Source organism: Devosia ginsengisoli, assembly GCF_007859655.1.
GTDB classification, from domain to species: domain Bacteria; phylum Pseudomonadota; class Alphaproteobacteria; order Rhizobiales; family Devosiaceae; genus Devosia; species Devosia ginsengisoli.
This window is the reverse complement of record NZ_CP042304.1, coordinates 2,660,648-2,683,477: the sequence shown is the minus strand read 5'-3', so window position 1 is coordinate 2,683,477 and position 22,830 is coordinate 2,660,648. Positions and strand designations below refer to the sequence as shown.

Here is a 22,830-nt window from a genome sequence, read left to right as displayed (position 1 = left end):
TTCGGCCTCACAACGGATGGTGGTGGGGCCCACCCTCTCCCCTTGTGGGAGAGGGTGGAAATCCGCGTCCAGCGGATTTCCGGGTGAGGGGGCTGGGTCCTCCCATGCTTCAATGCCGGCGGGAAACTCCGCGCCCCCCTCATCCGCCCGGAGCCTGCCTTCGGGCGCTACGCGACCCGGAGGGGCACCTTCTCCCACGAGGGGAGAAGGCAAGGCGCGGACATGCCGTTGCCCGCCCGTCCTGCCCACTCGCCGTGTCATTCCCGCGTAGGCGGGAATCCATTCTCGCTTCAGTTCAGCGCAGAAGAGTGGATTCCCGCCTGCGCGGGAATGACGTTCGGATGGGGGCTGTCGGTATGGGCTAAGCCCCACACCCACAAAAATCACCCCTGAGGGTTGCTGACCGATCGGTTGGTCAGTATAATGCTGTCGTGGAGACGATATCGATGCCCAAAGCGGGAAAACGCGAAGAGATCATTACGGCGGCCATGCGGCTGTTGGCGCGCGAGGGGGCGGCGGGGCTGACGGCGGCCAGCCTGGCGCGGGAGGCCGGGGTCAGCAAGGCCAATGTGTTCCACCATTTCGAAACGCTCAATGCCGTGGTGCTGGCGGCTTTCGAAGTCTTTCTGCTGGGCATGGACAATATGCGGCCGCAGCCTGGCACCAGGCTACGCGACTGGCTTTTGGCCCTTGGTGCCGAGACGGTGGCGCAGATGGATGACGATCCGGCGCTGGCCGGCGCCTATTTCGCCTTTGCCGCCCGGGCGCAGTCCGATCCCGACCTGCGCCAGCGCTTGGCGGGCATGGTCGGGGCGGCGGAAGCGCTTTTTGTCGAAGCCCTCGAATTGCTGGCGCCGGAGCGTTTCACCCCGCACGAGCGGAGCAGGCTTGCCGCGCTCATCCTCATCACCGGCGATGGTCTTGCCCTGCATCGGCAGCTCTTCCCGAAGCGGCGCGACAGCCAACTGGCTGCATGGACCGCCTTTGTCGATTCCATCGCCCCGGAAGAAAGCGAAACATCATGAAAGCCATTATCTCCGGCGCCGGCATTGCCGGCCTGTCCACCGCCATCGCCCTTGGCCGGGCCGGATGGACCGTAACCCTGCTCGAAAAGGCGCCAAGCCTGCGGGCCGGCGGCTATATGCTGGATTTCTTCGGTCCCGGCTATGAGGCGGCCGAAGACCTGGGCGTCATCGCCGCCCTCAAGGCGCATGCGCGCGGCGTCGACAAGGTCGATTTCGTCAATGGCACGGGCCGTATCGGCTCGCAGATGGATTACGAGCAGATCGGCGCGGCGGCTGGCGGCAAGCTGTTCCCCATCCTGCGTGGCGATATCGAGCAGGTTCTGCACGATGCACTGCCCGATAGCGCCGTGGTTCGATATGCCAGCGAGATCGCGTCGTTCGACAACAGCGACAGGGGCGTTGCGGTCACCCTGGCCGATGGCGGCAGTCTCGAGGCCGACCTGCTGGTTGGTGCCGATGGCATTCATTCGGCGGTGCGCCACATGGCCTTCGGGCCGGAAGAGCGCTTCCTGCGCTATCTGGGCTTCCACACCGCCGCCTATTTCTTCGACAGTGCCGCGGTGGCGAAAATGCTGGCCGGCGATTTCAAGATGATGGCGATCAGGGACCGGATGGTGGGCCTCTATGAGGTTGATCCGGGTCGCATCATGGCCTTTTTCGTCATCCGCGACGACAGCCGTGAGCGCCCGCAGGATCCGCTGCCGCGGCTCAAGGCCGCCTTTGGTGATCTCGGCTGGGTGCTGCCGGAAACACTGGCGGGGGCGCCGGGCCCCGAGGATATCTACTACGACGTGGTGGCGCAGGTGGAGATGGCCCATTGGCAGAGCCAGCGCACGGTTCTGGTGGGCGATGCGGCCTATGCGGTGTCGCTGATGGCCGGGCAGGGCGCGTCACTGGCGCTGGCCGGTGGTCGCGCGCTGGGGCAGGTGCTCGATGGTGCTGTTGATATCGCGGCGGCTTTGGCGCGGTTCGAACAGGACCTGCGGCCGCTGGTGCTGGAAAAGCAGCGGGCGGGGCGGCGCATGGCCAAGTGGTTCGTGCCGGCCACCCCGTTCCATGCCGCCATCCGCGATACCTCAGTCAACATCATGACCTGGCCGCCGCTATCGGGCCTGCTGAACCGGTTCTTCTCGTTCAGCTCAAAGGGCTTTTCACTGTCTTCGCATTAACGGGGAAGGCGCGTGTTTTCCTGTTGGTATGCGCCTACGCCCAAGCGCTCCTAATCGAGCACGTTGATCCAGGGTGCGGCCGGTTTCATCGTCTCCGGGCGGCTGGCCCGCCCGGCTCGATGCGATAGAAGCGTGATGCGGTTCTCGCCCATGTCCATGATCTGGCCTCGATGGCGACGAGGACGGATGTCGTGCAGAAGGCGCCGCTTTGGATTGTCGGATGTCCGGTGACGATGCCGGACAGATAGGTGCCGCCAGGCGTGAGGCTACCGGCGAAGGACCAGGATGAGAGAAGCGGCGCCTGGGCGAGGTCCTGGGGCGTTGGCCGCCAGCCCTGCTTGAGGCGCTCGATGTCGGCGATGGCCCGGGACAGCTTTTCGACAAGGGGGAGGTGGTGTTGGGTCCGGGGGATGGCATCGGGGTCGATGAGCGCACCGAGATCGAGCAAAGCGAGGCCGTCGGGATAGTGAAGGTCGAACTCGGGCAAGGGGGTCATGGCTGTGGCTCCGTTGGGTCTGTGACGTCAAAAGGTTCGAGGATGACGTGGATGCGGTCGGCATCCAGATGGCGCTCGGCCAGCAAGGTTGCGGCAAGGGCGGCAATGGGCTCGGCAAGGGTGGAGACCAGGTCGGTGGCCCGCTGCTGCAGGCGGGTCAGGTCGGCATCGATGGCGGCGGTCAGGGTGGGATCGCGGGCGCAGCGCTGGGCGATGGTCTCGCCGGGCATGCTGAGGGGCAGGGCGTGCAGACCCCATCTTGTGTAGCCAAGGCCGATGAGGGTGAGCGCCCGCTCCAGGTCGTCGGCGGCGCCGGCGCAGAGACCGGGACCGGCCAGCCGATCCATCGCGCGTCCGCCCAGCAGGATGGTCACCTCGGCTTCGAGGTCGGCCAAGGTGGCGGGCCGGTCAAGGGCAGCGATGAGGGTGTGGCCGATCCGATCGCCGTCCCGAATTAGGCTCATGCTGATGAGGTGGCGGCCCAGGTGCAGCGCCAGTACGGCATGGGCGGCCTCGTGGCGGGCTGTCACGGCCAGCGCGGCGCCGTCGCTATCGCGGGTATCGGGACCCTGCGGCATGGCTTTCCACAGATCGGCAAGGTCAGGTGAATGCCGGGCGAGGGTGGCGGCGCCGCAGGCGGCGCTGACGATATCGGCGATGCGAGCGGGCGTGCGGCCGATCAGCGCGCGGACCAGTGGCGCCAGGGTGGCATCGGAGAGTTTCAGGGCCGGCGCCTGCCGTTCCAGATGATGACGCAACAGGGCCCCGATGTCGTCGGCGCGGGTGGGGGGCTCGATCAGGATGTGGTGCCCGAGGCGACCGGGCCGGACGATGGCCTGGTCCACATGGGACAGCAGGTTGGTGGTTGCGACCAGTAGCACGGCTGCGCCGGAGGCATTGAGGCGATCGATGGCGAGGAGCAGCCCGTCCACGAGATTGGTCCAATAGGCCTGGTACTCGCGCTGGGCGGAGCGGGCGCTGATGGCATCGACCTCGTCGAGAACCCCGATGGCCGGTGCGCTGGCGATCAGGCGGTCGATGAAACCGTTCACGCCGGAGAGAACGGTGTTGAGATGGCCGTCGCTGCCGCTGAAGAAGCCGGGAATGCTGGCCTCGAGTACCGGCACGCAAGCCTTGGCGGCGGCGGCGCGGGCCAGCAGCGACTTGCCGGTGCCGGGCATGCCGTGCAGTACGGTATGGCGCAGCAGGGAAGCGTTCGCCGTTCCCGCCCGGATGGCGGCAAAGGCGCTGGCGACCCCGCTTGCCCAGTCCCTGGCCGCCGCCCCGACAATGGGCAGGGCCAGCAGGTCCGGATCGGGATGATGGATGCCGGCCTCGGCCTGGCGGCGCGCCATGTGACGCAGGCGGGTGACGCATTGGTCGGCGGTGGTATCGGGCCGGATGGCGGCGGCAATCTCGAACAGGCCCAGTCCGGCATGATCGGTGGGACGCAGCCGGCGAGGGACGCGGCCGGTGCTTCCGGCGATGACCTGGCCCAGCAGGGCAGTTGTGATGGGCGCCAGGGACAGTACCTCGTCGGCGGCCAGCCGGATCACCGGGGGCAGCAGCTCAGGATCATGGGTGAGCCAGAGCGATGATGGACCCGCTTCGAGATAGAGGCTGGCCAGGCGGTCGGCATCGTCCCGATCGCGCCTGATAATGCTGAGCGGGCGCACCTCGGGCAGGAACTGCTCGGCCGCCTCGTGCAGCGGCGTGAGCCAGGTTTTGTCGGGCACGCGAATGATCAGCACGCGGTGGCTGTGGCCGGCGAGATCAATCAGGCGGTCGGGTCCAAGGGTTGCCTCGAGCAGGGCGATGCCGAGCCGTCGCAGGGAGGATGGAGTGGAGTTGGAAGGAGTCATCGGACTGCCTGAAGAGGAGGGGTATTGATTGGTCTCGGTGACATGCCGTGGTTCGAGCACGGCAGGTTCATAGGGTGAGTGGCATGCTGGTGAGGCGAACGAACAAGGCGTCGCCGCGCAAGCCCTGCTAGGGCACCTCGGTCATCCAATGCCAGCGCGCCTCCGACGCCGCGCGGTCCCCCAGGCAATAGATCGCGATGGCCTCGAGCGTGGCGAAGCCGATCGGCTGCTGCAGCCAGTAGATGCCGCCCTGCTGGGCCAACAGCAGGCCGGCATGGCTGTCTTCCAGCAGCCGGCTGATGCGCTCGGCGCCCCCGCTAGCCGCTAGGTCGATGCAGGAGCCCGGCAGCAGCACATAGCCGCCCACCACCTCCACGACGCGGACATGCAGGTCGCCTTCGAGCCTGAGGGGTGATGCTGCGATCGGGTTAAAGGCGGCCAGGGCAGCGGCGGCCGCGGCATCGGCGGCAGTGACCACACCGGTCTCGAGTTGTCTCGGCGCGGCCTGGGCAGGCAGGACGCCTTCGTCATGGAGACGGTGGAGCGCCATGCCCACCATGATGCGGAGCGCGGCATAGTCGGACGGTCCGACCGCGGCGCCGGCAGGGCAAGGCCCCAGGATCGGCATGGCGGCAGGACCACTCAGCGTCTGGTGGGCGATGCGGCGTGCCGCGGCGGCCTGAGCGATCGTGAGCGTAGGTGCGCCGGTGATCAGGATGAAGCGGTTGATCATATAGCGCTCGATACGCCCTTCGATCACGGCAGGATCCGCATCGGGACCGCAGGGGGCGAGCAGCCAGTTGCCATCGACGCTGGCGATCAGGGCAAAGCCGGGAGAGGCCGACAGGAGGGCGGCTCGGTGCTGGGGCCATTTGGCAGTGAGCCGTTCGACGACGGGTTCGAACGGCAAATGCGCGAGGGGATGGGCAGGCAGATCCGATGGTGCCAGGGGCGCATGGGCATGGGACATGAAAAACTCCTCCGGCGGGGCCGGACATGACGGGAAACCAATGAGGGTAGGGGCGAGGCGCCGGGTACATGGCGAGGAACAGCGCCTCGCCGGGGTCGGTCAGGACCGCCGCGCGCCCGGAGCGCCGACGCAGATCCAGGCCGCGGCCTGGACGGTGGTCACCCGATCGGAGTTGGGATTACCCCCCGAAACTGTGTTCGGGGCCTTGCAGGCGCAGGTGCGCCGCCGGTACATGGACATAGCCATCGTACACTCCTGTGTAAGCAGGGTTGCGTTGGTCAGGCCGGCCTGCTGCTGGTAACAGCGGGTCGGCCGCCTTGCGGCGGCCCCGGTCCGACATCGATTCGGCAGTGCGAATCGACATAGCTAGGCTCCACTGGATCCCCGATCCAATCAACCCCGCCCGGAACAAATAGTAAACAAGGGTTAACGGGCGGGTGGCCGGCTGCGCCGGAATTGACGGAAGCGACAAAACTGACAAAAGCCCCGCATCTGTCCAGCTCGAACATTTCCATACCCATAAGCCTGAAACCTGAGGACTTGCTCTGATGCCAACTGGCCCGTCTGGATGGCGGAACGTGGCGACTTGCCACCGAAAACTATTCCTCAATCTGGGCACGCATCCCAACATCCCGCCAATTCCGGGTCTCGACGAGGCTGAACCGCCTACCCATCGAGGCACTCGACTGGATCGCCTGCCGGGCCATCTGATTGTGATTGGCGGGGGTATGTCGGCCTCGAACTCGCCCAGGCCTATCGGCGCTTCGGCAGCCGCGTAACGGCCATCGATCATGGCGTCCGGCTGTTGCGGCGCAAAGACGCCGATGTTTCACAGGCGGTGAAGGCCATCCTGGAGGCGGACGGCATCGAGGTGTTGTTGTCCGCCGATGTCAAGCAGGTGAGGGGACGGTCGGGTGAAGTGATGGCAGTGGTGCAGGCCGCCATGCTCGGACAACTGCCTTACGTGATGCCATTCTCGCCGATCCGACGATGGCCGAGGGCTTAAACACGCTGTCTGGCAGCCTGCCTTTCACCGGTGCGTGATGATGCCGGATGGAGGAGTGGTGGAGTGTATCCGTAGCAAACGTTATCGCCATAACGGCGAGCGTCAGTCACTTTCATTTTGCCCCTCTGTACCTGGCGTCCAAATGTAGATGTTTCTCAATTTTTCGCTGTAGATAGTCAATTGCCGGCACGGCGGCCAAGAGCAAGGTGCGGAACAGGTATTTTGATCATGGGTCAGGTAATTTATCTCGTGCGACACGGTCAGACAGTCTGGAACACACTGGGGCGACTGCAGGGCCTGCAGAATTCCCCCCTTACGGAATATGGGCTGGGGCAGGTCGACCGGATGGGGCAAGTGCTGCTCAACGCACTCGAAGGCAGGGACGAACCCCTGCAGTGTCAAGTCAGCCCGCTGGAACGAGCGCAGGTTACGGCATCACGCCTGCTCGCGAACATGTCCCAGGTGAGCCTCAAGACCGACGATCGGCTGGCTGAGGTCAGCTTCGGCTCCTGGGACGGGATGACAGCATACGAGATTAGCATTGAATACCCAGGTGCGCTGGACGGTGCAGGGGCCTTTGACTGGTTCTTCAGAGCTCCCGATGGCGAGAGCTTCGAGGGTGCGAGCGCCCGGCTTGGAGCCTGGCTGAAGTCGGTTTCCGGTTCCACTATAGCCGTATCGCACGGGGTCGCAGGTCGCGTGCTCATGGGAGTTTATCTTGGAGTGCCGCGTCACGAGGCGCTGCGGCTTACGGTGCCCGATGGCGGGCTGGCCTGCCTTGCGGACGGGAAAGTCACGTTCCTGAGCTGATGACTCAGGACCGTGGCCGAGGCTGCGCACATGCCATATTTGCCGACGCAATTAACGGAAAGGCCGCAGACCTCTACGCCACCTTCGGCTTCACCGCGCTGACTGACCGGCCGAATACCGGCGCAGCGCCTTTTATCGGGGGAGTCGCAATAGCAGCGGGTTCATGAATCAATCTGCTGTCTGTTCGATCGCCGTTTCAGCGTTGTCTTGCCTGTGAAATCCAGTGCCAGAAGCGCCTGGCATCCTCTCTGATTGAACTCGCGATCCGCTTCGACAAGCGTCTGGCGCGCCGCCTCCAGTAGGTATCCAGCACCCGATGGCGCCAGAAGCAGACGTGGATAGCGATCAACCGCCAAGGCGATAGCCGGAGCAGAAGTCGCTCAAGCTCGACGTCATGGCCTGACCGCAGCGGTCTCGAACGATTGATACGCATTATGGCGCGCCGGGTGGCGCCTCGCCACCGGGTATTAACCTGTCTGATCGAGGCCGAGGACAGCTTGGGATAGCGCCTTGCAAACTTCTTCCCGCCCTGCTGTTCAGCAAGCCAGGCGAGCGCGGCATCCTCACTGCGCTCAAGCCTGCGCCGCATTGCCCGGAAAAGGTCGTCAAGTTCCGTTTCGGACAGATATCCGGCAGCGGATGCCAGGCCATTCATCCATCTGTAGTGGCCCGCTTCCATGTGAGAAGTCGCCCAGCGTACCCAGCGACGGGAAATGGGCGGTCGGGCCGGTGCGCCGAGCCTTACCCGCCCGGCGCCAATTCCAAAGGGGCAATGGCGCTTTCAAAAGCCGAAACCAATTGCTGCGCCCCTTCGGAAATAAGGCCAGAGACCAGGCGGTCGTGACCGGACGCTTCCACGATATATTTGAGGGTCTCCTCGCTGTCGGGATCGGCAATCTCGCTGAGCGGGCGTTCCAGACGTTCGAGGCCGGCAGCGATCTCCTCACCAAGCGCCGGCAGATGGATAACGCCATGGCGGGCCAACTTGATTGCATCGAAGAACGGATGGTCCTTGGGCAACAATGCGAGATCGCTGGGATCGCAGACCGGCACTGGCACGACGAAATGATCGGGCATCACCGCATGAAGTTCCTCGATCATGGTGACGGCACCGAGCGCGGAATCGTGGATAGGGCGCATCGGAACGGCAAACATGGCGTGAATTCCCCGGTTGGCCAGCCACTTGTTGAACCGGCCGGCGTTCAGGATCGAGCCGATGCGCTCCGAGCCCTGAGCCGAGGCGTCGAGCAAGACAACGCGGCGGGGGTGGTCGGGAAGCGACAAAAGGGCGTCGCTCAACGGCGAGTGATTGTGGAGATCGATCGACGTCTTGCCGCGCATGATCTGCGAGGCCTTGGCGAGATCGATCCGTACCGTCGGCGCAAAGCACTCGAGCAGGTGGTGGATGTCGTGCTGGAGAACGACCAGCTCAAATCCGCCATCAGCGAACTCATTTGCCGCAATACGCGATACCGTTGTCTTTGCGGATTTCTTGGGGCTCACCGTCACAAAAAAGCCGATACGGATGCCAGCAGGGATAGAAAGGGTGGGAAAAGGATAACTCATGATGCTCACTCAAATTGTCCAAGTCGTTTGCTGATATCGGCACCCTGGCGAATGCGGGCCCGTCGCGCGCGGCGCTCATCGGGGGATCGCCCATCTGCGGCGGCTTGGGCGGGTGAATCTTTGTTTCCGCATGCACCGGAGCCGCGATGGAAACCGCAGGAGCCGGTTCAGGCGCGATGGCACGTGCGGCGTCAAGCCCAAGGCGCTGGTTGCGCAGGGTCGTCCTCGAATAAAGCTGGATCAGCGTCTTCTTCTCTGCCACTCCGAGCGGCGCAACATCGACCGGCACATTGGCGCTGGGGTTCAGGTAGACGGCAACCACCCGCGGCGCGATCCATGACCAGGGAACCCGGCGCACCAGAAGCGGCGCAATCACCGACCGGCACTCATTGAGAAAGCTCGTGAGCGACACGGGTCCGCCCACAGCATCCCAGCGCGACTTAAGCGCCTCGATAAAACGGCGATGATGGTCCAAGTCAGTCATCAATTTGATTGCTAATGAAATTTCATTAGCGTCATTGTGTGATGGACAACCCGACTTGTCAACAGCGTGCAGTTCGTGCAGCTAAATCGGCATGGAACGTATTCGAAAATGGGCAGTCCTGGGCCGTCTGGCCGCCATAGTGCGGTCACGCCAACCGGATGATGCTAGGCTGGCATTCGAAGCCGATCTGGCGGCGCGGCTCGGACTGTCGCGGGGCGCATTGCGCAATTATGCGGACGCCGTCAAACTGGTTCGCGACATCCCCGAGCACGGACTCAGAACGCTTCTTTTTCGCTCAAGCGCCGTCGCGGCCAGTACAACAGCACGCTGGTTTCGCCGCGACCCCGATGCTGTCCATGACTATCTGCGAAATGGGCTTGCCGGGAATCCACCCAGGATCGTCGATGACCGGGCGCTGCTCAGGGCCGCGCGTGTAGCAAGGCCAACTCCGGTCCCATCGGTGCGGCATAGGTGGATGCCGTCACCCCCCAACGTTGCCGTCCAGCTCAAAGCCGTGGTTGAAGCGCCCCGCCTCGCATGGCGAAACGAAATCATCCGCTCCGTTCCCCAAATCATTGACCGTCCCCGCGATGACCGGTTTGCTCTGGCGGATACCCGCGATCCCCTTTCGAGATTTCTCGGCCTTACCTGCGCGGTTGTTGTCAAAGCCAGCAAAGCGGATAACGGCGATGCCAGCCTCCTCTTGACGGTCCGCGACCAGTCGATGGTTATCGGGTTTATCGAGATCGACCAGATGGTCACCTTGGAGCGCTACAGGACCGAGGCCCGACCGATCTGGACGCGCGCCATTGCGGCAAATGTCTATTTTGGCGGCCTCGTTGTTCTCGTGCTGCCCTCGTCAGCCGCGCGGCGACATATGTTGTCCCGGATTCCTATCGCGGGGGCCGATTGGATCAACCATCCCCAGGCTTCCGTTCCGCGCCGCGACAGGGACCACCCCTGCCGCAGCCGACCGGTCATTGCCCGCTTCGGGGAGCGCGCGATCATGATCTCAACGCGCCGCTCGCTGCTCGGTGACATCTTCGACGAGGCACCATCCCTTGGCTAACCCGGGTGACCAGTTTGGAAAAATCGCGGAACCTGACGGGAGCTTGTTGATCAGATGGTGGCAGGTTGTTGGTCGGATGTAGATCAAATGTCGATCATCAAGCGTTCACTCCTTCTGGAGCCCTTTGGCTTGTTGACCATCTGTCGATCAGGTGTTGATCACCTGGTGATCAAACGGTGATCCGAGAGGCCAAAGCCCTTGGCTGGATGGAACATAAATTCATGGAGTAATGCGACTTTGCATGATACATTCGTGGAGTAATGCAATTGACACAGATCGACATGCCGCGCCACCACTTGCCGCCCTCGGGGCCCGCTGCCCCCGATACGATAGAAGATCATCTGCGCATCGGCCGTCGCTGGCTTGCCGATGCCATGATGCTCTTTCCTGATGCCCTGCCTGAAGATGCCCTTGCCGCCGTTCAGCGACAGAGCGGACCGCTCGCGCGCCGGTCGATCCCCGCTATCGCGCCGATCTCCGCTATGCTCTTGCCGAGGAAATGGAGGCCACCGGGCGGGGCGCCAGCTTCCCGACGGCCTGGGAAAAGGTCGGTGCCGCACTTACGGCGCGAAAGGCAACAATCCCCAAAGAGAAGCGACGCACGTCGGCCAAAAAGGTGGTCGATGCCACAGACGCCGAAGCAAGGGCGCTATTTTACGAACTCAAGCGCCATGGACTCAAATACGAAAATCCGAATTCGATACTTGCCGCGCTCTTTGTCCTCGTGGCGGGGCATAGCGGATTCCGGCCCATCGAATTGCGGGGCGCAACATTCGACGGAGCATGGCTCACCCTTCCCAATGCCAAGAAGCGCCCGGGCCAGACGCCGACCCGCAAGCTGAATCTATCCGAGATGCACGAGGACGTCCGAGCTGGCGTCGACTTGCTCCTGCGCATGATCGACCATGATCTGAGCAAGCGCGAATTCGCCAAATGGCAGAAATGCCTGGCCGGGCAGCTCGAGCGCGCCTGCGAACGTATCGGCGCTCGTGTCCTCTCGCTCTATAGCTTTCGTCACGTGGCGATTGCCTCCTGGGCCGCGGCGGGACTGTCTCCCCCGGAAATCGCACTCCTGTGCGGGCACTTGTCGGTGCACACCGCCCACACCCATTACGCGCGTGCCGGCGTCGGCCACAAACGCAAGGCTGTAGCCCGTGCGGTTGTCGTGCCGCAAAATGAGCCCGTTCCGCCTGCAGGCAAGCTTGGGTACGAAAGAGCGCCGAAAATGTTGTCCCCGGACCCTACCAACCCGACGGCACCAGATCAGGAGCCAGGCTTTGTAATTGAGGACATGCCCGAACCGGTTTTCAAGCGTGATACGAGCCGTCCTGCACTATCGGCCAAAGAGGTGCGCCGCCATCTTGACGGCTTAATTGATCCCCGGGATCCCAAGGAGATTGCAGCCAACATTGCGCGTGCGCAACGCCAGCGCGAAGCCAGGGATGCCGCCCATCGCGTCGACGACGATCGTGACGGGCCAGCATCAAAGAGCGATTGAGGGCTATAGCAATTGACCCCAGTTTTGCCGGCTAGCGGTGGAGAGCTAACGCGGTGGTAGCCCAACCGCCCGGCCTTGACTTGCTTCCCTCTTTCGCTGTCGGAACGAAGCGCCGGACAGGATCGTTTCTAGCTCACCACGTAGAGGTGAAACTCTCCATGCCCGCATCTCGTCCCATCTGGAAAGGCCAGTTGCGCCTGTCGCTCGTATCGATCGCCGTAGAACTCTACACGGCCACCAAGGCCAATGCCAAACCCAGCTTCCGGCAAATCCACGAGCCCTCCGGCAAGCCTATTCACTACGAGAAGGTGGTGGACGGCATCGGTCCCGTCGACAAGGACGAGATCATGAAGGGGTTCGAATACCAAAAGGACGACTATGTCCTCCTGACTGACGAGGAGATCGACGCGGTCAAGCTGGAAACGCGAAAGACGCTCGAACTGACGCAGTTCGTCGGCAGCAACGAGATCGATCCGCTCTATTTCGACAAGCCCTATTACCTCGTCCCCTCCGACGATCTGGCCGAAGACGCCTTTATCGTTATTCGCGATGCGCTGCGTAAATCCAGCAAGATCGGGCTCGGTCAGCTGGCGTTGCGCGGCAAGGAATATCTTGTGGCCATCAAGCCGGCCGGCAAGGGGCTGCTGCTCGAAACGCTCCATTACCAGGACGAGCTTCGCAAGGCCGATCCCTATTTTTCGGACATTCCGGCCAAGAAAGCTGATGCAGACCTGCTGGAGGTCGCCACCGCGCTGATCGACAAGAAAACCGACAAGTTCGACGCCAAGGTGTTCAAGGATCATTACCAGTCTGCGTTGCGTGAGCTCATCGCTCGCAAGCTCAAGAGCAAGGGCAAGAAGATTACCACCAGGGACGAACCGCCCGAGAGCAAGCCCACCAAATCCAACGTGGTGGACCTGATGGACGCGCTGAAATCGAGCCTTGAAGGCAAGAAGGCCACGGGCAAGGCCACCCCGCGCAAGAAGGCGAGCTAGGCCATGGCGACCAAAGCCGAAGCCCTGCTCAGGGACTACAAGGCCAAACGCGACTTCACCAAGACGCAGGAGCCTTCTGGTGCCGGCAAGGCGAAGACGAATGGCAAGGCCCGTCGCTTCGTGGTGCAGAAACATGACGCCCGGCAGCTGCATTACGATTTCCGCATCGAGCTCGACGGTGTGCTCAAGAGCTGGGCGGTGACCAAGGGGCCATCCGACAACCCTGCGGACAAACGCCTCGCCGTGCGCGTGGAGGACCATCCCCTCGACTATGGCAGCTTCGAGGGCACCATCCCCGAAGGCGAATATGGCGGGGGCACGGTGATGCTGTGGGACGAGGGCACCTGGGAGCCGCTGGCTGACCCCCGCGACGCACTTGAAGATGGCGACCTCAAGATGCGGCTGCATGGTCACCGCATGAAAGGGGAATGGGTGCTGGTCCACATGAAAGGCCGCGACAGCAAGCGCAAATCCGGTCCGCCACGGGAAAACTGGCTGCTCATCAAGCATCGCGACGACTATGCCAGGGATAAAGAGACGCTGACCGGGCGCTTCACCCGGTCGGTCTCCACCGGCCGCGACCTTGATGGTATCGCCAAGGGGCTGAAGGCCAAAAAGAATACCGATACGCCCAACGAGGCCGTCTGGCATTCCGATGAGGACAAGGCTGTCGACAACCCCGTCTCGGCCAGGCGCAAGGGCAAGGCAGCCGACTTGCCGGACTTCCGCCCGCCGCAACTGGCCACCCTGGTCACCGATATCCCGGAAGAGTCCGGCTGGCTGTTCGAAATGAAATATGACGGCTATCGCTGCCTTGCCGCCATTTCCGGCGAGCAGGTCCGGCTTTACACGCGGACCGGCAAGGACTGGACCGAACAATTCAAGACCATCGTCCCGCCTCTATCCCGCGTAACTGCCGGCACGGCGCTGATCGATGGCGAACTCTGCGCCTTCGACAGCAAGGGCCGCACCGATTTCTCGACTCTCAAGGATCACCTCTCGAATGGCGGATCGCTGACCTATTTTGCCTTCGATCTCATCGAGCAGGATGGCGAGGAACTGGCAAAACTGCCGCTCGTAGAACGCAAAGCACGGCTCGAAACGCTGCTCGGCAGGATCGAAAAATCCTCGCTGGTGCAATTCTCGACGCATGTGACCGGCAATGGCCAGAAGGTGTTCGACACTGTCTGCCGCGAAGGCCACGAAGGCATCATCGCCAAGCGGGGTGATGCGCCCTATCGCAGCGAGCGCACTCGAAGCTGGCTCAAGATCAAATGCGGCAAGCGGCAGGAATTCGTCATCGCCGGCTGGTCGCCCTCGAGCAAGAAGAAGACCTTCGCTTCTCTGCTGGTCGGTACCTGGGAGGATGGCAAGCTGGTCTATCGCGGCCGGGTCGGCACCGGTTTTTCCGTGGACGATGCGCAGGCCCTGCAGCAGCAGCTCAACAGCCGCGCCCGCAAGACCAATCCCTTCGCCAATGTGCCCAGGGCCGTCGCCAGGACCGCCCGCTGGGTGTCGCCCGAACTGGTGGCCGAAATCGGCTACACCGAATTCACCCCGGATGGCATAATGCGCCACCCCTCCTTCCTCACTTTGCGCGAGGACAAACCGGCGGGAGACGTGACCTTGGACAAGCCCGACACTCGTAAAGCCGCTGCCGCGCCGCTCAGCACGCAGGCGGGCATCAACGCCGCCGAGGCGGCTGGCATCAAGCTCAGCAGTCCCGACCGGGTGGTCTATCCCGGCCAGGGCGTCACCAAGGCCGACCTCGTCGCCTACTATGCCGCCGTGGCCGATCGCATGCTGCCCTATATCGAAAACCGGCCACTGAGCCTGCTGCGCTGCCCGCAGGGCAGGGCGAAATACTGCTTCTTCCAGAAGCACGACACCGGCGGTTTTCCCGACGCCATGAAATCGCTGATGATCGCCGAGAAGGACGGTGAGAAGGAAAGCTATTTCTATATCGACACACTGGCCGGCCTGATCGCCGGCACGCAGATGAACGTGCTCGAATGGCACCTGTGGGGGTCGCGCACCAGGGATTTAGAAAAGCCCGAGCGCATCATCTTTGACATCGACCCCGATGAGGGACTGGACTTCGGGCATGTCCGCGCCGCCGCCGTCGATATCCGCAGCGAACTCGGCGCCTGGGGGCTGGAAAGCTATGCGCTGGTCAGTGGTGGCAAGGGCATTCATGTCATCGCGCCGCTCCGCCCGACCACCGAATGGCCGGAGATCAAGAGCTTCTGCAAGACCTTTGCCCAGCGCCTCGCCGACAAGTTTCCAGATCGCTTCACCGCCAATTCGCGCAAGGCCAGCCGCAAGGGCAAAATCTTCATCGACTATTTGCGCAACGAGCGCGGTGCCACCGCCATCGCCCCCTGGTCCAGCCGCTCACGCCAGGGTGCGCCGGTGGCTGTGCCGGTCAGCTGGGATGAGCTGGAGACCATCAAGGCCGCCAACCAGTTCACCCTGGCTGACGCAGCCGAGCGGGCAGGAAAGCCCGATCCATGGAAGGACTATTTCTCCACCACGCAGTCGATCACCAAGGCGATGTGGAGCGCCACCGTGGCCGAAGAGCCGCCCGCCAGGCAGCGCTAGTTCGCCGACGGGTTGCCGGCAGACTTTGGCCACCAAGTCCCAAGGCATTCATGGGCGGGACCATAAAAGGCCCCGGCCAGGGACAGCCGGGGATCAGGAAAGAACAATACGGCAAGGGCAAAACCCTGGCGACCGATAAACGCAGCAGGCGATTGCAAGTTCCCTCGCGCCCATTCAGGACGATCTTTGTGCCAATGCCCACCAGGGAACGGCCATGGGCGCCGAACGGGTGCTTGTATCGAGGGGCGACGGCATCGACAACGTGGGGGCGGTATGTTGTCGATGCCGGCTACCTGTACTGACGAGCGGAAAGCAGCATGGGATCTCCGGGCGCCAATAAGGAGAGGCTAGCAGACGTCCGCTGATGGAGCCGTGATGATGGTTGTCAGCGTTTTGTCAGCCTTGGGCGTCTATTGCAGTAGCTATTATGAACCCACATGTCGCCTTCGCATTGGTACTGGCCGCCGCATTGGCCATCTCCCCGCCTAGCACGGCTCAGGGACATGGCAATGGCAATGCAAACGCCATTGCGAGTGCAAATGGCAATGGGAATGCAAATGGCAATGGGAATGCAAATGGTCATGCGAATGCCGGCGCAGGCTCGATCACGGGCGGAATTCAGGTTGAGCCCCCGAGCAATCCCCCTAACGGGTCCGCCAGCGGCGCGCCGGTTGCGCCTGACCAGGGTGACGCAGCTATCGAGGAGCTTTCCGAAAGCGACGTGCTGGCCGCGGTGAATGCTGGACAGGCGGTGTCGCTGTCGACGATCCTTCCCGACATACGGGCGCGGACTGGGGGCGAGGTGATCAACGCGCAATTGCAGCAAGCCGGGAGCTTCCTGCTCTATGCGGTCACGGTCCTGACCCCGGCCGGCAAGGTGGCCACTGAATATTACTATGCCCGTTCGGGTCTGCACGTGGAGAATTAACGATGCGGGTGCTGATCGCTGAGGACGACGACAGGATTGCCGAAACATTGATGACCTCGCTCGGCAAGGCGGGTTTCGGCGTGGAGCGCGAACGCGACGGGGAGGTCGCCTGGTTTCGCGGCGACACCGAGCCTTATGACGCCATTGTGCTGGATCTAGGCCTGCCGCAGGTCGACGGCCTTACCATTCTCAAACGCTGGCGCAAAGCGGGACGACTGACCCCCGTGCTCATCCTGACGGCCAGAGGCCAGTGGGAGGAGCGCGTCGACGGGATCGAGGCGGGTGCCGACGACTATGTCGTCAAACCCTTTCATGTGCAGGAAATCGTGGCGCGGCTCCGTGCTTTGGTCCGCCGGGCCAATGGCCTGGCATCGTCGCGTATTGCCTTCGGCAAGTACCTGCTGGACCTGCGGACCATGGAGGTGACGGCCGACGGCGTGCCGATGGAGCTGACGCCGCAGGAATTCAAGCTGATCTCCTACCTGGTGCATCGGCGCGGCCAGGTCATCTCGCAGCTGGAAATCACCGAGCATATCTACAATCAGGATTATGAGCGGGATTCCAACGCGGTGGAGGTTCTTGTCGCCCGGGTGCGCAAGCGGCTCGGGCCGGATGTCATCAAGACCCGGCGAGGGTTCGGATATACGCTGGGTGATGGATTTTGACCCTGCCCTCGCTCCGCCTGCGCATGATGGGGCTGGCGGTCGTCTGGGTCGCCGTGTCGCTGATTGCCGCGGGGGTCGCGCTGCAATACCTGTTCAGCGTCAATATCGAGCGCTCCAGCCGCGAGGACATGGAGGCAACGCTGATGCGGCTCGCGGCGACCATTGTGCCGTCGACAGAGGAGCCGAGCCTCAGCAAGCCGTTGCCGGACCCCAGATACGCGATCCCGTTCGGCGGTCGCTATTGGCAGATCGAGGCGCTCGATACCGGCGAGATCGCACGCTCCCGCTCGCTGTGGGATTTTGTCATCGACGCACCGAGCGTGGATAATGTCGTTCACCACGAGACAGGGCCGGATGACCGCCATCTGATCCTGTTGACCCGCCGCTTCGAGATTGGGGACGGCGAGGACGCCAGGATGTTCCTGGTTACCGTGGGGCAGGATCACGGCCCCATTCACGACGCGACCCAGCAGTTCGGCAGGGACGTGGTGCAGGTGCTGCTGCTGCTGGGAGCTCTGATCACCCTGGCGGCCTGGCTGCAGATCAAACTGGGACTATCGCCCATCAGCCGGGTGAAGCGAGCGATCGAGGCTGTTCGTGCCGGCGATGCCGAGCGACTTGACGGTGCGTTCCCCAGGGAACTCGGTCCGCTCGTCCAGGAGGTCAATCGCCTGCTGGATGCGCGCGAGGCGATGATGGATCGCGCCCGGTCACGCGCTGCCGACCTGGCCCATGGCCTCAAGACGCCGCTCGCCGCGTTGCATGGCATCGTCGACCGGCTACGCGAAAAAGGGAATGATGCGGAAGCCGATCTGCTGGAAAATCTCAGCTTCGAAATGTCGGAGCGCGTGGATTACCAAATGCGGCTGGCCGCGTTGCGGGTGCGCACCACCGCCCATTCGGCACGCTCTTCGCTGAATACTGCCGTCATCAGAACCTTGACGGTGCTGAAGAAGACCGGGCGGGGAGAAAGCCTGCACTGGATCGCCGAACTGTCGGACGATTGCTGGGTCGATGTGCACCGGCAGGACCTGATGGAGCTGGTTGGCATCACACTGGAGAATGCCGCCAAATGGGCCGCGAGTCGGGTCATCGTCCGCAGCGGTCGCGACGCCGACAATGCCGTGCTGGAGATCTGCGACGACGGCCCGGGCATTCCGGAGGACCAGCTGAAGTCACTGGGCATGAGGGGTCTGCGGCTCGATCAGTCGTTGCCCGGCTCCGGCCTGGGACTGGCCATCGCCGGCGATATCCTGGAGATGAACCAGGGCAGCATGAGCTTCAGCCGCGCCCAGATAGGCGGGTTGATCGTGACCATCACCTTGCCGCTGGTCAAACCCGGCGCTTTGGCAGAACCCTAGGTGCCGAGGTCAGCGCCGGTTCGATGTCGGCGCCTGGCGGGTATCGTCGCTCCGAAGCGTGCTGGCGATGAGGCTCGCCGCCGCCAGGCACAAGGCCAGGATGAAGCCGGCGGCGAGCATGAGCGTGATCATCTTTCCATCCTCCATTATCTGACTGAAAACCAATGCTCAGCAGAAACAGAAGGTTCTTAACCTATTGATTTAGAGGTTTAAAATATTCCGATCTCAAACGTAAGGCCTTTGCAAGGTGGGGGGAGCCGGCACGAAAAAGGGCGGCTCGTAGGCCGCCCTTATCGGACGGGTCGCCACTACTGCTGGGTAGGCTCCTGGCCTGGCAGCACGGGGCATTTGCCATCCACCAGTTCAACCGGGCAGGGCGGCGTCTTGGGCGCGGTTGTCTCGCCCGGTTCGACGGCTTCGACATCAGCCGGTTCTTCGACCGGAGCGGCCTCGGTCGGAGGGGCTGCCTCAGGCTCGGGGGATGGCTCGGGCGCCGGTGCGGGCTCGGGAGCCGCTTCGGCGGGCGCTGCCTCAGGCTGTGCGGCGTCGGGCGCCGGAGCCGCTTCTTCGGCCGGAGCCGCTTCGGCAGGGGCCGGCTGCTCCTCCTCGCCGGGCAGGGGCGGGCATTTGCCATCGACCATCGCTTCCGGCGGGCACAAGGCTTCGTCTCCGGCGGCCGGTTGATCGGGGGCAGCGGTTTCCTCAGTCGCAGCGGGCTGGTCGGCCGGGGCTGCGGCATCAGGCTGAGCCTCAGGCTCGACGGGGGCGGCGTCGCCCTCGGCGGGTGCTGTCGATTCAGCGGGTGCGGATGCGTCGGCAGGGGCTGCCGGCTCAGCGGGCGCCGCCGGTTGCTCTGCGGCCGGTTCAGCTGCGGCATCGGGGCTGGTGACGTCGCCTTCGGCCGGCGCTTCGGCACCGTCTCCGGTCTCTTCGGGCAGATCAGCCGTGGCGCCGGCGGTGCCGCCCTCGGATTCGATCGTGGCGGCCGCGTCGGCCTCCTCGATTGCTTCAGGCGGAGCGACTTCTTCGGTTGGCTCGGCGACGTCCTGATCGAAAATGGTGATCGCCTGGGCATCGATATCCACCGACTGGGCCGTCGGGTCCTCGACCTCCTGCGGCTGATAGATGATGATCTCCTGGTTGATGGTCTGCTCGATATAGGTGACGTCGATCACATTATTGACCACCAGGTCGCCCTCGACCACCACGGGGCCGAGGAACTGGGTCTGGGCATAATAGTCGGGCTGTTCGCTGCCGATGATGATGCTGACCGACAGATCCGGCTCGACGAACTGCTCGGTGGGCACAAAGACCCAATAGCCCTCGGGCAGATCGCGACGCGAAACCTCGACCGATATGGCGAAGCCATCGTCTTCCGGCGGCAGAGGCGCCCAACCGACGACGGTATCACTGCGGCGCCAGCTGACCCAGGCCGGAGCCCATTTGGTGCCCGGCACCCAGCACCAGCCAAGCTCTTGGTCAGGAAACCAGCGGCCATAGTGATAGGTGGCCCAGGCGAAGGGCTCGTCGGAGGCGAAATACCAGCCGCGATCCGCGATATAGAGCCAGCGGCCATGGCTGTAGGGGCGCCAGTCGGTATCGACCCCCGTGGGACAAAACACATAATTGTAGCGGGCATGGCGGACCCAGACGCCGTGCGGTTCGAGCTGCTCGAAGAACAGCTGGAAGCTGACACTGGCGGACTGTGCCTGGGCCGCCGTAACGCCAAGCGGCATGCCGGGCGACAAGGCGGCGAGGGGAAGACTGAGTGTGGCGAGCGCGACGCCCGCGAGAAGTCGGGACTTAAACATGGGAAACCTCATTGGTTATTGCCCCCCAGCAAAACTACGGCCGCCCGGTGGGCGGCCGCGAGGCAGGTTCAGTCGGCTTCCGCCGCGACGACAACGCCGGGCGAATAGACCACTGTGCGGTCACTCAGATTGACGAAATAGACGCGGTCGTTGGTGTAGAAATAGCCGTGCGTCGCGTCGCCTTCGATCGGATGAAGCTCGATTTCGGCAGGCACTACGAAACCGACGTCGATGTCGCCATCGATGACCACCGGTTCGGTGGGGTTGAGGCGGACATATTCCACCGAACTGGCCTCGACGCCTGCTGCGGCACCGATGGTGGCGCCGGTGAACCCACCGATGACAGCACCGATCGGCCCGAAGATCAGGCCACCGACAACTGCCCCGGCTGCGCCGCCGGCGCCGCCGCCGACCACCGCGTCGGCATCAGCGTCCGCATCGGCGGATTGCGCATAGGCCAGCGTTGGAGTGGCCAGCAGGGCAATCGCCGCAATTCCAGCGAGAAACTTATTCATTTCTTTCTCCTTGCTCGAAATGGGATGATGGAGAAGAATGAAATGGCTTGGAAATGGTTCCTAAGTACTTGAATTACATTTGTCTTTCTGGAGAATTAATCGATTTGTAAGGTGAGCGGCCAGGCATATACTCTGGCCATTGCAACCTGCGAAGAAATGCACGGACCGACCGTCTCGCTGCGGGGATCAGAGGTTAGCTGCACGCCGATGAAAGTGACCATATTAACGATCATCGCCATGCTGGCCTTTGCCGCAAACTCGGTGCTGGCCAGGCTTGCTTTATCGGGCGGAGGCATCGACCCCCTGAGCTATACCGGCATGCGTTTGGTCTCTGGAGCAGCAGTCCTTGCTGTGCTGGTATTTTTCAGGCGGCAGCGTGGGGCGGGCAAAGGCATGGGGAGCTGGTCGGGCGCCGTTGCTCTGCTGCTCTATGCCGTGGCGTTCTCCATTGCATATGTCATGGTTGGGGCCGGACCTGGAGCGCTCATTCTCTTTGCCAGCGTCCAGATGGGGATGTTGGCCTGGGCAGTCTTCAAAGGCGAAAGGCCAGGGCTTCTGGAATGGCTCGGAATTACCATCGCATTTTTTGCCCTCGCCTACCTGGTGTCACCCGGTCTGGTTGCGCCGTCGCTCTCAGGAGCCGTGCTCATGGTTGTCGCCGGCCTTTCGTGGGCGGCATATAGTCTGCTGGGCAAGGGCTCGCTATCGCCTCTAGCCGACACTGCGGGCAATTTCATCCGCTGCCTGCCGGTGGGCATCCTCCTGATTGTAATCGGAATGCTTGTATTCAAACCGAACATGGCAGGGGTGGTCTATGCCGTAGCTTCGGGCGCAATTGCGTCCGGCCTCGGCTACACCATCTGGTATAGTGTCCTGCCACAACTCTCACGAAGCCGCGCCGCACTCGTTCAATTGACCGTGCCCTCCATTACCGCTTTCGGCGGTGTCGTCTTCATCAACGAGGTTTTGACGGCGCGGTTGGTGATCGCAACTATCGGTGTCGTTGGGGGCGTCGCTCTGGCGATTATGGCGGCCCGACATGGCAAGACCAAAGTCGCTCCGGAAGGGAGCCACTAACGGGCGGATGCTTCCCGTCGGGGGCAAACAGCAAATAGCTTGGCTTTTCATAAAATCCGGGTCAGGCCTGTCAGGCGGGCGTCAGCCGCATCCCTATATCCAGCCAGCGGTGGGGGATGGAGATACTCGATGTCACAAGCTTATCCCGACGCACTCTTTGAACGTGTGCGCGATCACCTGGAAAGGGCCGCTGCTATATTGCACAATGAAGTGGCGGCCCAAACCATACGAGACAATATCGAGGAGGCAGTCGATCTGGCACTCGAATGCGCCTACCGGCCATTGTCTTCACAACCATTGAAGCCGGTATCCGCCCTCAATGTCGCAAATGACAACGCCCCGGATGTCCTCGGGCCACCCGATGGGCACCCGCATACGAAGTGCGAGTAGGTAGACAGTAAGTTGACAGACGGGGACTGTTCTTCCCCGGGATATCAAGGTCCGAAGACCCTACAACCGGGGTGACCGGATGGGGTCTCCGCGCCATCTCGGCCAGCATGTCGGCGGCTTTTGTCATTACGTAGGACCAACTCGCCCCTTTGGTGCCGGTTTCCAAGAACAAGTTCATCTCGGACTGGCATTGCTGGACTCTCCAAAGGGGAAAGTGCATTCTTTGGAGAGCGGGAGGCCAGCATGCAGGAAGAGAGCATTGTCCGCGATATCGAAATCTCGGACGGCAGGCAGGTCCACAAGGCCAGTTATTATGTTGAGAATGGCATGCTGCATGCCAGGATCGGCGGGAAAATGATCAGCCTGGTGACCGGTGCCGAAACATCAGACGAGGCGGTGCGCCGTCTGCTGTCTGGCCACATCCAGACGAAAGCCTGGCGGCAACGCTTGGCTGAACGATGGTTCGGGCCAGGAACCTCGCGCTGAAATCTTTGTCGCGTCCTGTGATTATCCTCGGGACCTGGAGATCGAA

Annotated in this window: 21 protein-coding genes; 14 read left to right on the top strand and 7 right to left on the bottom strand. The window is 62.9% G+C overall.

All coding sequences use genetic code 11. From position 1 onward, the window contains the following. Positions 1-446: 446 nt before the first annotated feature. The gene (locus FPZ08_RS13070) at positions 447-1,025 is read left to right on the top strand and encodes a TetR/AcrR family transcriptional regulator (protein WP_146290425.1); all 579 of its coding nucleotides are present in this window, start codon (positions 447-449) and stop codon (positions 1,023-1,025) included. Then, the gene (locus FPZ08_RS13065; protein WP_186766987.1) at positions 1,022-2,194 is read left to right on the top strand and encodes an FAD-dependent monooxygenase; all 1,173 of its coding nucleotides are present in this window, start codon (positions 1,022-1,024) and stop codon (positions 2,192-2,194) included. The genes FPZ08_RS13070 and FPZ08_RS13065 overlap by 4 nt, the downstream gene beginning before the upstream one ends. Positions 2,195-2,279: 85 nt before the next feature. Here the strand turns inward: FPZ08_RS13065 and FPZ08_RS13060 are convergent, their stop codons facing one another. From FPZ08_RS13060 to FPZ08_RS13050, 3 genes are all read right to left on the bottom strand, one after another. Beyond that, entirely contained in the window at positions 2,280-2,690 is a 411-nt protein-coding gene (locus tag FPZ08_RS13060; protein WP_146290423.1) for a DUF6634 family protein, read from the bottom strand. Continuing rightward, positions 2,687-4,552 (bottom strand): AAA family ATPase, encoded by a 1,866-nt coding sequence (locus tag FPZ08_RS13055; RefSeq protein ID WP_146290422.1) that lies wholly within the window; start codon positions 4,550-4,552, stop codon positions 2,687-2,689. Before FPZ08_RS13055 ends, FPZ08_RS13060 begins: the two co-directional genes overlap by 4 nt. Positions 4,553-4,679: 127 nt before the next feature. Then, positions 4,680-5,522, bottom strand: coding sequence for a hypothetical protein (locus FPZ08_RS13050; protein WP_146290421.1), 843 nt, complete (start codon positions 5,520-5,522; stop codon positions 4,680-4,682). Between the two features lie 784 nt (positions 5,523-6,306). Here FPZ08_RS13050 and FPZ08_RS22380 point away from each other — a divergent pair. After that, the gene (locus tag FPZ08_RS22380; protein WP_246132910.1) at positions 6,307-6,528 is read left to right on the top strand and encodes an NAD-binding protein; all 222 of its coding nucleotides are present in this window, start codon (positions 6,307-6,309) and stop codon (positions 6,526-6,528) included. 228 nt (positions 6,529-6,756) lie between these two features. Further along, on the top strand, positions 6,757-7,338 hold the full coding sequence (locus FPZ08_RS13040) for a histidine phosphatase family protein (protein ID WP_146290420.1): 582 nt from the start codon (positions 6,757-6,759) through the stop codon (positions 7,336-7,338). Between the two features lie 741 nt (positions 7,339-8,079). On the opposite strand, the gene FPZ08_RS13035 is transcribed toward FPZ08_RS13040, so the two are convergent. Beyond that, the gene (locus FPZ08_RS13035; protein WP_146290419.1) at positions 8,080-8,913 is read right to left on the bottom strand and encodes a hypothetical protein; all 834 of its coding nucleotides are present in this window, start codon (positions 8,911-8,913) and stop codon (positions 8,080-8,082) included. 566 nt (positions 8,914-9,479) lie between these two features. Between FPZ08_RS13035 and FPZ08_RS13030 the strand changes: the two genes are divergently transcribed. The 7 genes from FPZ08_RS13030 to FPZ08_RS13000 all read left to right on the top strand — a co-directional run bounded on the left by FPZ08_RS13030 (position 9,480) and on the right by FPZ08_RS13000 (position 18,505). Next, on the top strand, positions 9,480-10,457 hold the full coding sequence (locus FPZ08_RS13030; RefSeq protein ID WP_146290418.1) for a hypothetical protein: 978 nt from the start codon (positions 9,480-9,482) through the stop codon (positions 10,455-10,457). 499 nt (positions 10,458-10,956) lie between these two features. Continuing rightward, positions 10,957-11,955: a site-specific integrase gene (locus FPZ08_RS13025; protein WP_146290417.1), complete on the top strand. Its 999-nt coding sequence runs from the start codon at positions 10,957-10,959 to the stop codon at positions 11,953-11,955. 158 nt (positions 11,956-12,113) lie between these two features. Beyond that, positions 12,114-12,950 carry a non-homologous end joining protein Ku gene (ku, locus tag FPZ08_RS13020; RefSeq protein WP_146290416.1) on the top strand — a complete coding sequence of 279 codons (837 nt, stop codon included), beginning with the start codon at positions 12,114-12,116 and terminating at the stop codon, positions 12,948-12,950. A 3-nt stretch (positions 12,951-12,953) separates the two neighbouring features. Next, a complete protein-coding gene (gene ligD / locus FPZ08_RS13015; RefSeq protein WP_146290415.1) occupies positions 12,954-15,551 on the top strand; it encodes a DNA ligase D in 2,598 nt (865 codons plus the stop codon). 427 nt (positions 15,552-15,978) lie between these two features. Next, the gene (locus tag FPZ08_RS13010) at positions 15,979-16,479 is read left to right on the top strand and encodes a PepSY domain-containing protein (RefSeq protein WP_146290414.1); all 501 of its coding nucleotides are present in this window, start codon (positions 15,979-15,981) and stop codon (positions 16,477-16,479) included. 2 nt (positions 16,480-16,481) lie between these two features. After that, entirely contained in the window at positions 16,482-17,144 is a 663-nt protein-coding gene (locus tag FPZ08_RS13005) for a response regulator transcription factor (RefSeq protein WP_146290413.1), read from the top strand. Beyond that, positions 17,141-18,505: an ATP-binding protein gene (locus tag FPZ08_RS13000; protein ID WP_146290412.1), complete on the top strand. Its 1,365-nt coding sequence runs from the start codon at positions 17,141-17,143 to the stop codon at positions 18,503-18,505. Before FPZ08_RS13005 ends, FPZ08_RS13000 begins: the two co-directional genes overlap by 4 nt. Before the next feature lie 9 nt (positions 18,506-18,514). On the opposite strand, the gene FPZ08_RS22645 is transcribed toward FPZ08_RS13000, so the two are convergent. The 3 genes from FPZ08_RS22645 to FPZ08_RS12990 form a co-directional block, all read right to left on the bottom strand. Next, positions 18,515-18,637 carry a hypothetical protein gene (locus FPZ08_RS22645; protein ID WP_281285632.1) on the bottom strand — a complete coding sequence of 41 codons (123 nt, stop codon included), beginning with the start codon at positions 18,635-18,637 and terminating at the stop codon, positions 18,515-18,517. A gap of 176 nt (positions 18,638-18,813) precedes the next feature. Beyond that, positions 18,814-20,316 carry a DUF6600 domain-containing protein gene (locus tag FPZ08_RS12995; protein WP_146290411.1) on the bottom strand — a complete coding sequence of 501 codons (1,503 nt, stop codon included), beginning with the start codon at positions 20,314-20,316 and terminating at the stop codon, positions 18,814-18,816. Between the two features lie 68 nt (positions 20,317-20,384). Beyond that, positions 20,385-20,831 carry a DUF1236 domain-containing protein gene (locus FPZ08_RS12990; protein ID WP_146290410.1) on the bottom strand — a complete coding sequence of 149 codons (447 nt, stop codon included), beginning with the start codon at positions 20,829-20,831 and terminating at the stop codon, positions 20,385-20,387. Positions 20,832-20,942: 111 nt separating this feature from the next. Here FPZ08_RS12990 and FPZ08_RS12985 point away from each other — a divergent pair, with 111 nt between their 5' ends. From FPZ08_RS12985 to FPZ08_RS12975, 3 genes are all read left to right on the top strand, one after another. Continuing rightward, the gene (locus FPZ08_RS12985; protein ID WP_246132648.1) at positions 20,943-21,908 is read left to right on the top strand and encodes a DMT family transporter; all 966 of its coding nucleotides are present in this window, start codon (positions 20,943-20,945) and stop codon (positions 21,906-21,908) included. Positions 21,909-22,037: 129 nt separating this feature from the next. Next, entirely contained in the window at positions 22,038-22,298 is a 261-nt protein-coding gene (locus FPZ08_RS12980) for a hypothetical protein (protein WP_146290409.1), read from the top strand. Positions 22,299-22,541: 243 nt separating this feature from the next. Beyond that, positions 22,542-22,784, top strand: coding sequence for a hypothetical protein (locus FPZ08_RS12975; protein WP_146290408.1), 243 nt, complete (start codon positions 22,542-22,544; stop codon positions 22,782-22,784). The last annotated feature ends 46 nt before the right edge of the window (positions 22,785-22,830 follow it).

Excerpts from the sequence above, each read along its gene's own strand:
- FPZ08_RS13070 (WP_146290425.1), top strand. The coding sequence starts at position 447 with ATGCCCAAAGCGGGAAAACGCGAAGAGATCATTACGGCGGCCATGCGG.
- FPZ08_RS13065 (WP_186766987.1), top strand. The coding sequence starts at position 1,022 with ATGAAAGCCATTATCTCCGGCGCCGGCATTGCCGGCCTGTCCACCGCC.
- FPZ08_RS13060 (WP_146290423.1), bottom strand. The coding sequence starts at position 2,690 with ATGACCCCCTTGCCCGAGTTCGACCTTCACTATCCCGACGGCCTCGCT.
- FPZ08_RS13055 (WP_146290422.1), bottom strand. The coding sequence starts at position 4,552 with ATGACTCCTTCCAACTCCACTCCATCCTCCCTGCGACGGCTCGGCATC.
- FPZ08_RS13050 (WP_146290421.1), bottom strand. The coding sequence starts at position 5,522 with ATGTCCCATGCCCATGCGCCCCTGGCACCATCGGATCTGCCTGCCCAT.
- FPZ08_RS13040 (WP_146290420.1), top strand. The coding sequence starts at position 6,757 with ATGGGTCAGGTAATTTATCTCGTGCGACACGGTCAGACAGTCTGGAAC.
- FPZ08_RS13030 (WP_146290418.1), top strand. The coding sequence starts at position 9,480 with ATGGAACGTATTCGAAAATGGGCAGTCCTGGGCCGTCTGGCCGCCATA.
- FPZ08_RS13025 (WP_146290417.1), top strand. The coding sequence starts at position 10,957 with ATGGAGGCCACCGGGCGGGGCGCCAGCTTCCCGACGGCCTGGGAAAAG.
- ku (WP_146290416.1), top strand. The coding sequence starts at position 12,114 with ATGCCCGCATCTCGTCCCATCTGGAAAGGCCAGTTGCGCCTGTCGCTC.
- ligD (WP_146290415.1), top strand. The coding sequence starts at position 12,954 with ATGGCGACCAAAGCCGAAGCCCTGCTCAGGGACTACAAGGCCAAACGC.
- FPZ08_RS13010 (WP_146290414.1), top strand. The coding sequence starts at position 15,979 with ATGAACCCACATGTCGCCTTCGCATTGGTACTGGCCGCCGCATTGGCC.
- FPZ08_RS13005 (WP_146290413.1), top strand. The coding sequence starts at position 16,482 with ATGCGGGTGCTGATCGCTGAGGACGACGACAGGATTGCCGAAACATTG.
- FPZ08_RS22645 (WP_281285632.1), bottom strand. The coding sequence starts at position 18,637 with ATGATCACGCTCATGCTCGCCGCCGGCTTCATCCTGGCCTTGTGCCTG.
- FPZ08_RS12995 (WP_146290411.1), bottom strand. The coding sequence starts at position 20,316 with ATGTTTAAGTCCCGACTTCTCGCGGGCGTCGCGCTCGCCACACTCAGT.
- FPZ08_RS12990 (WP_146290410.1), bottom strand. The coding sequence starts at position 20,831 with ATGAATAAGTTTCTCGCTGGAATTGCGGCGATTGCCCTGCTGGCCACT.
- FPZ08_RS12980 (WP_146290409.1), top strand. The coding sequence starts at position 22,038 with ATGTCACAAGCTTATCCCGACGCACTCTTTGAACGTGTGCGCGATCAC.
- FPZ08_RS12975 (WP_146290408.1), top strand. The coding sequence starts at position 22,542 with ATGCAGGAAGAGAGCATTGTCCGCGATATCGAAATCTCGGACGGCAGG.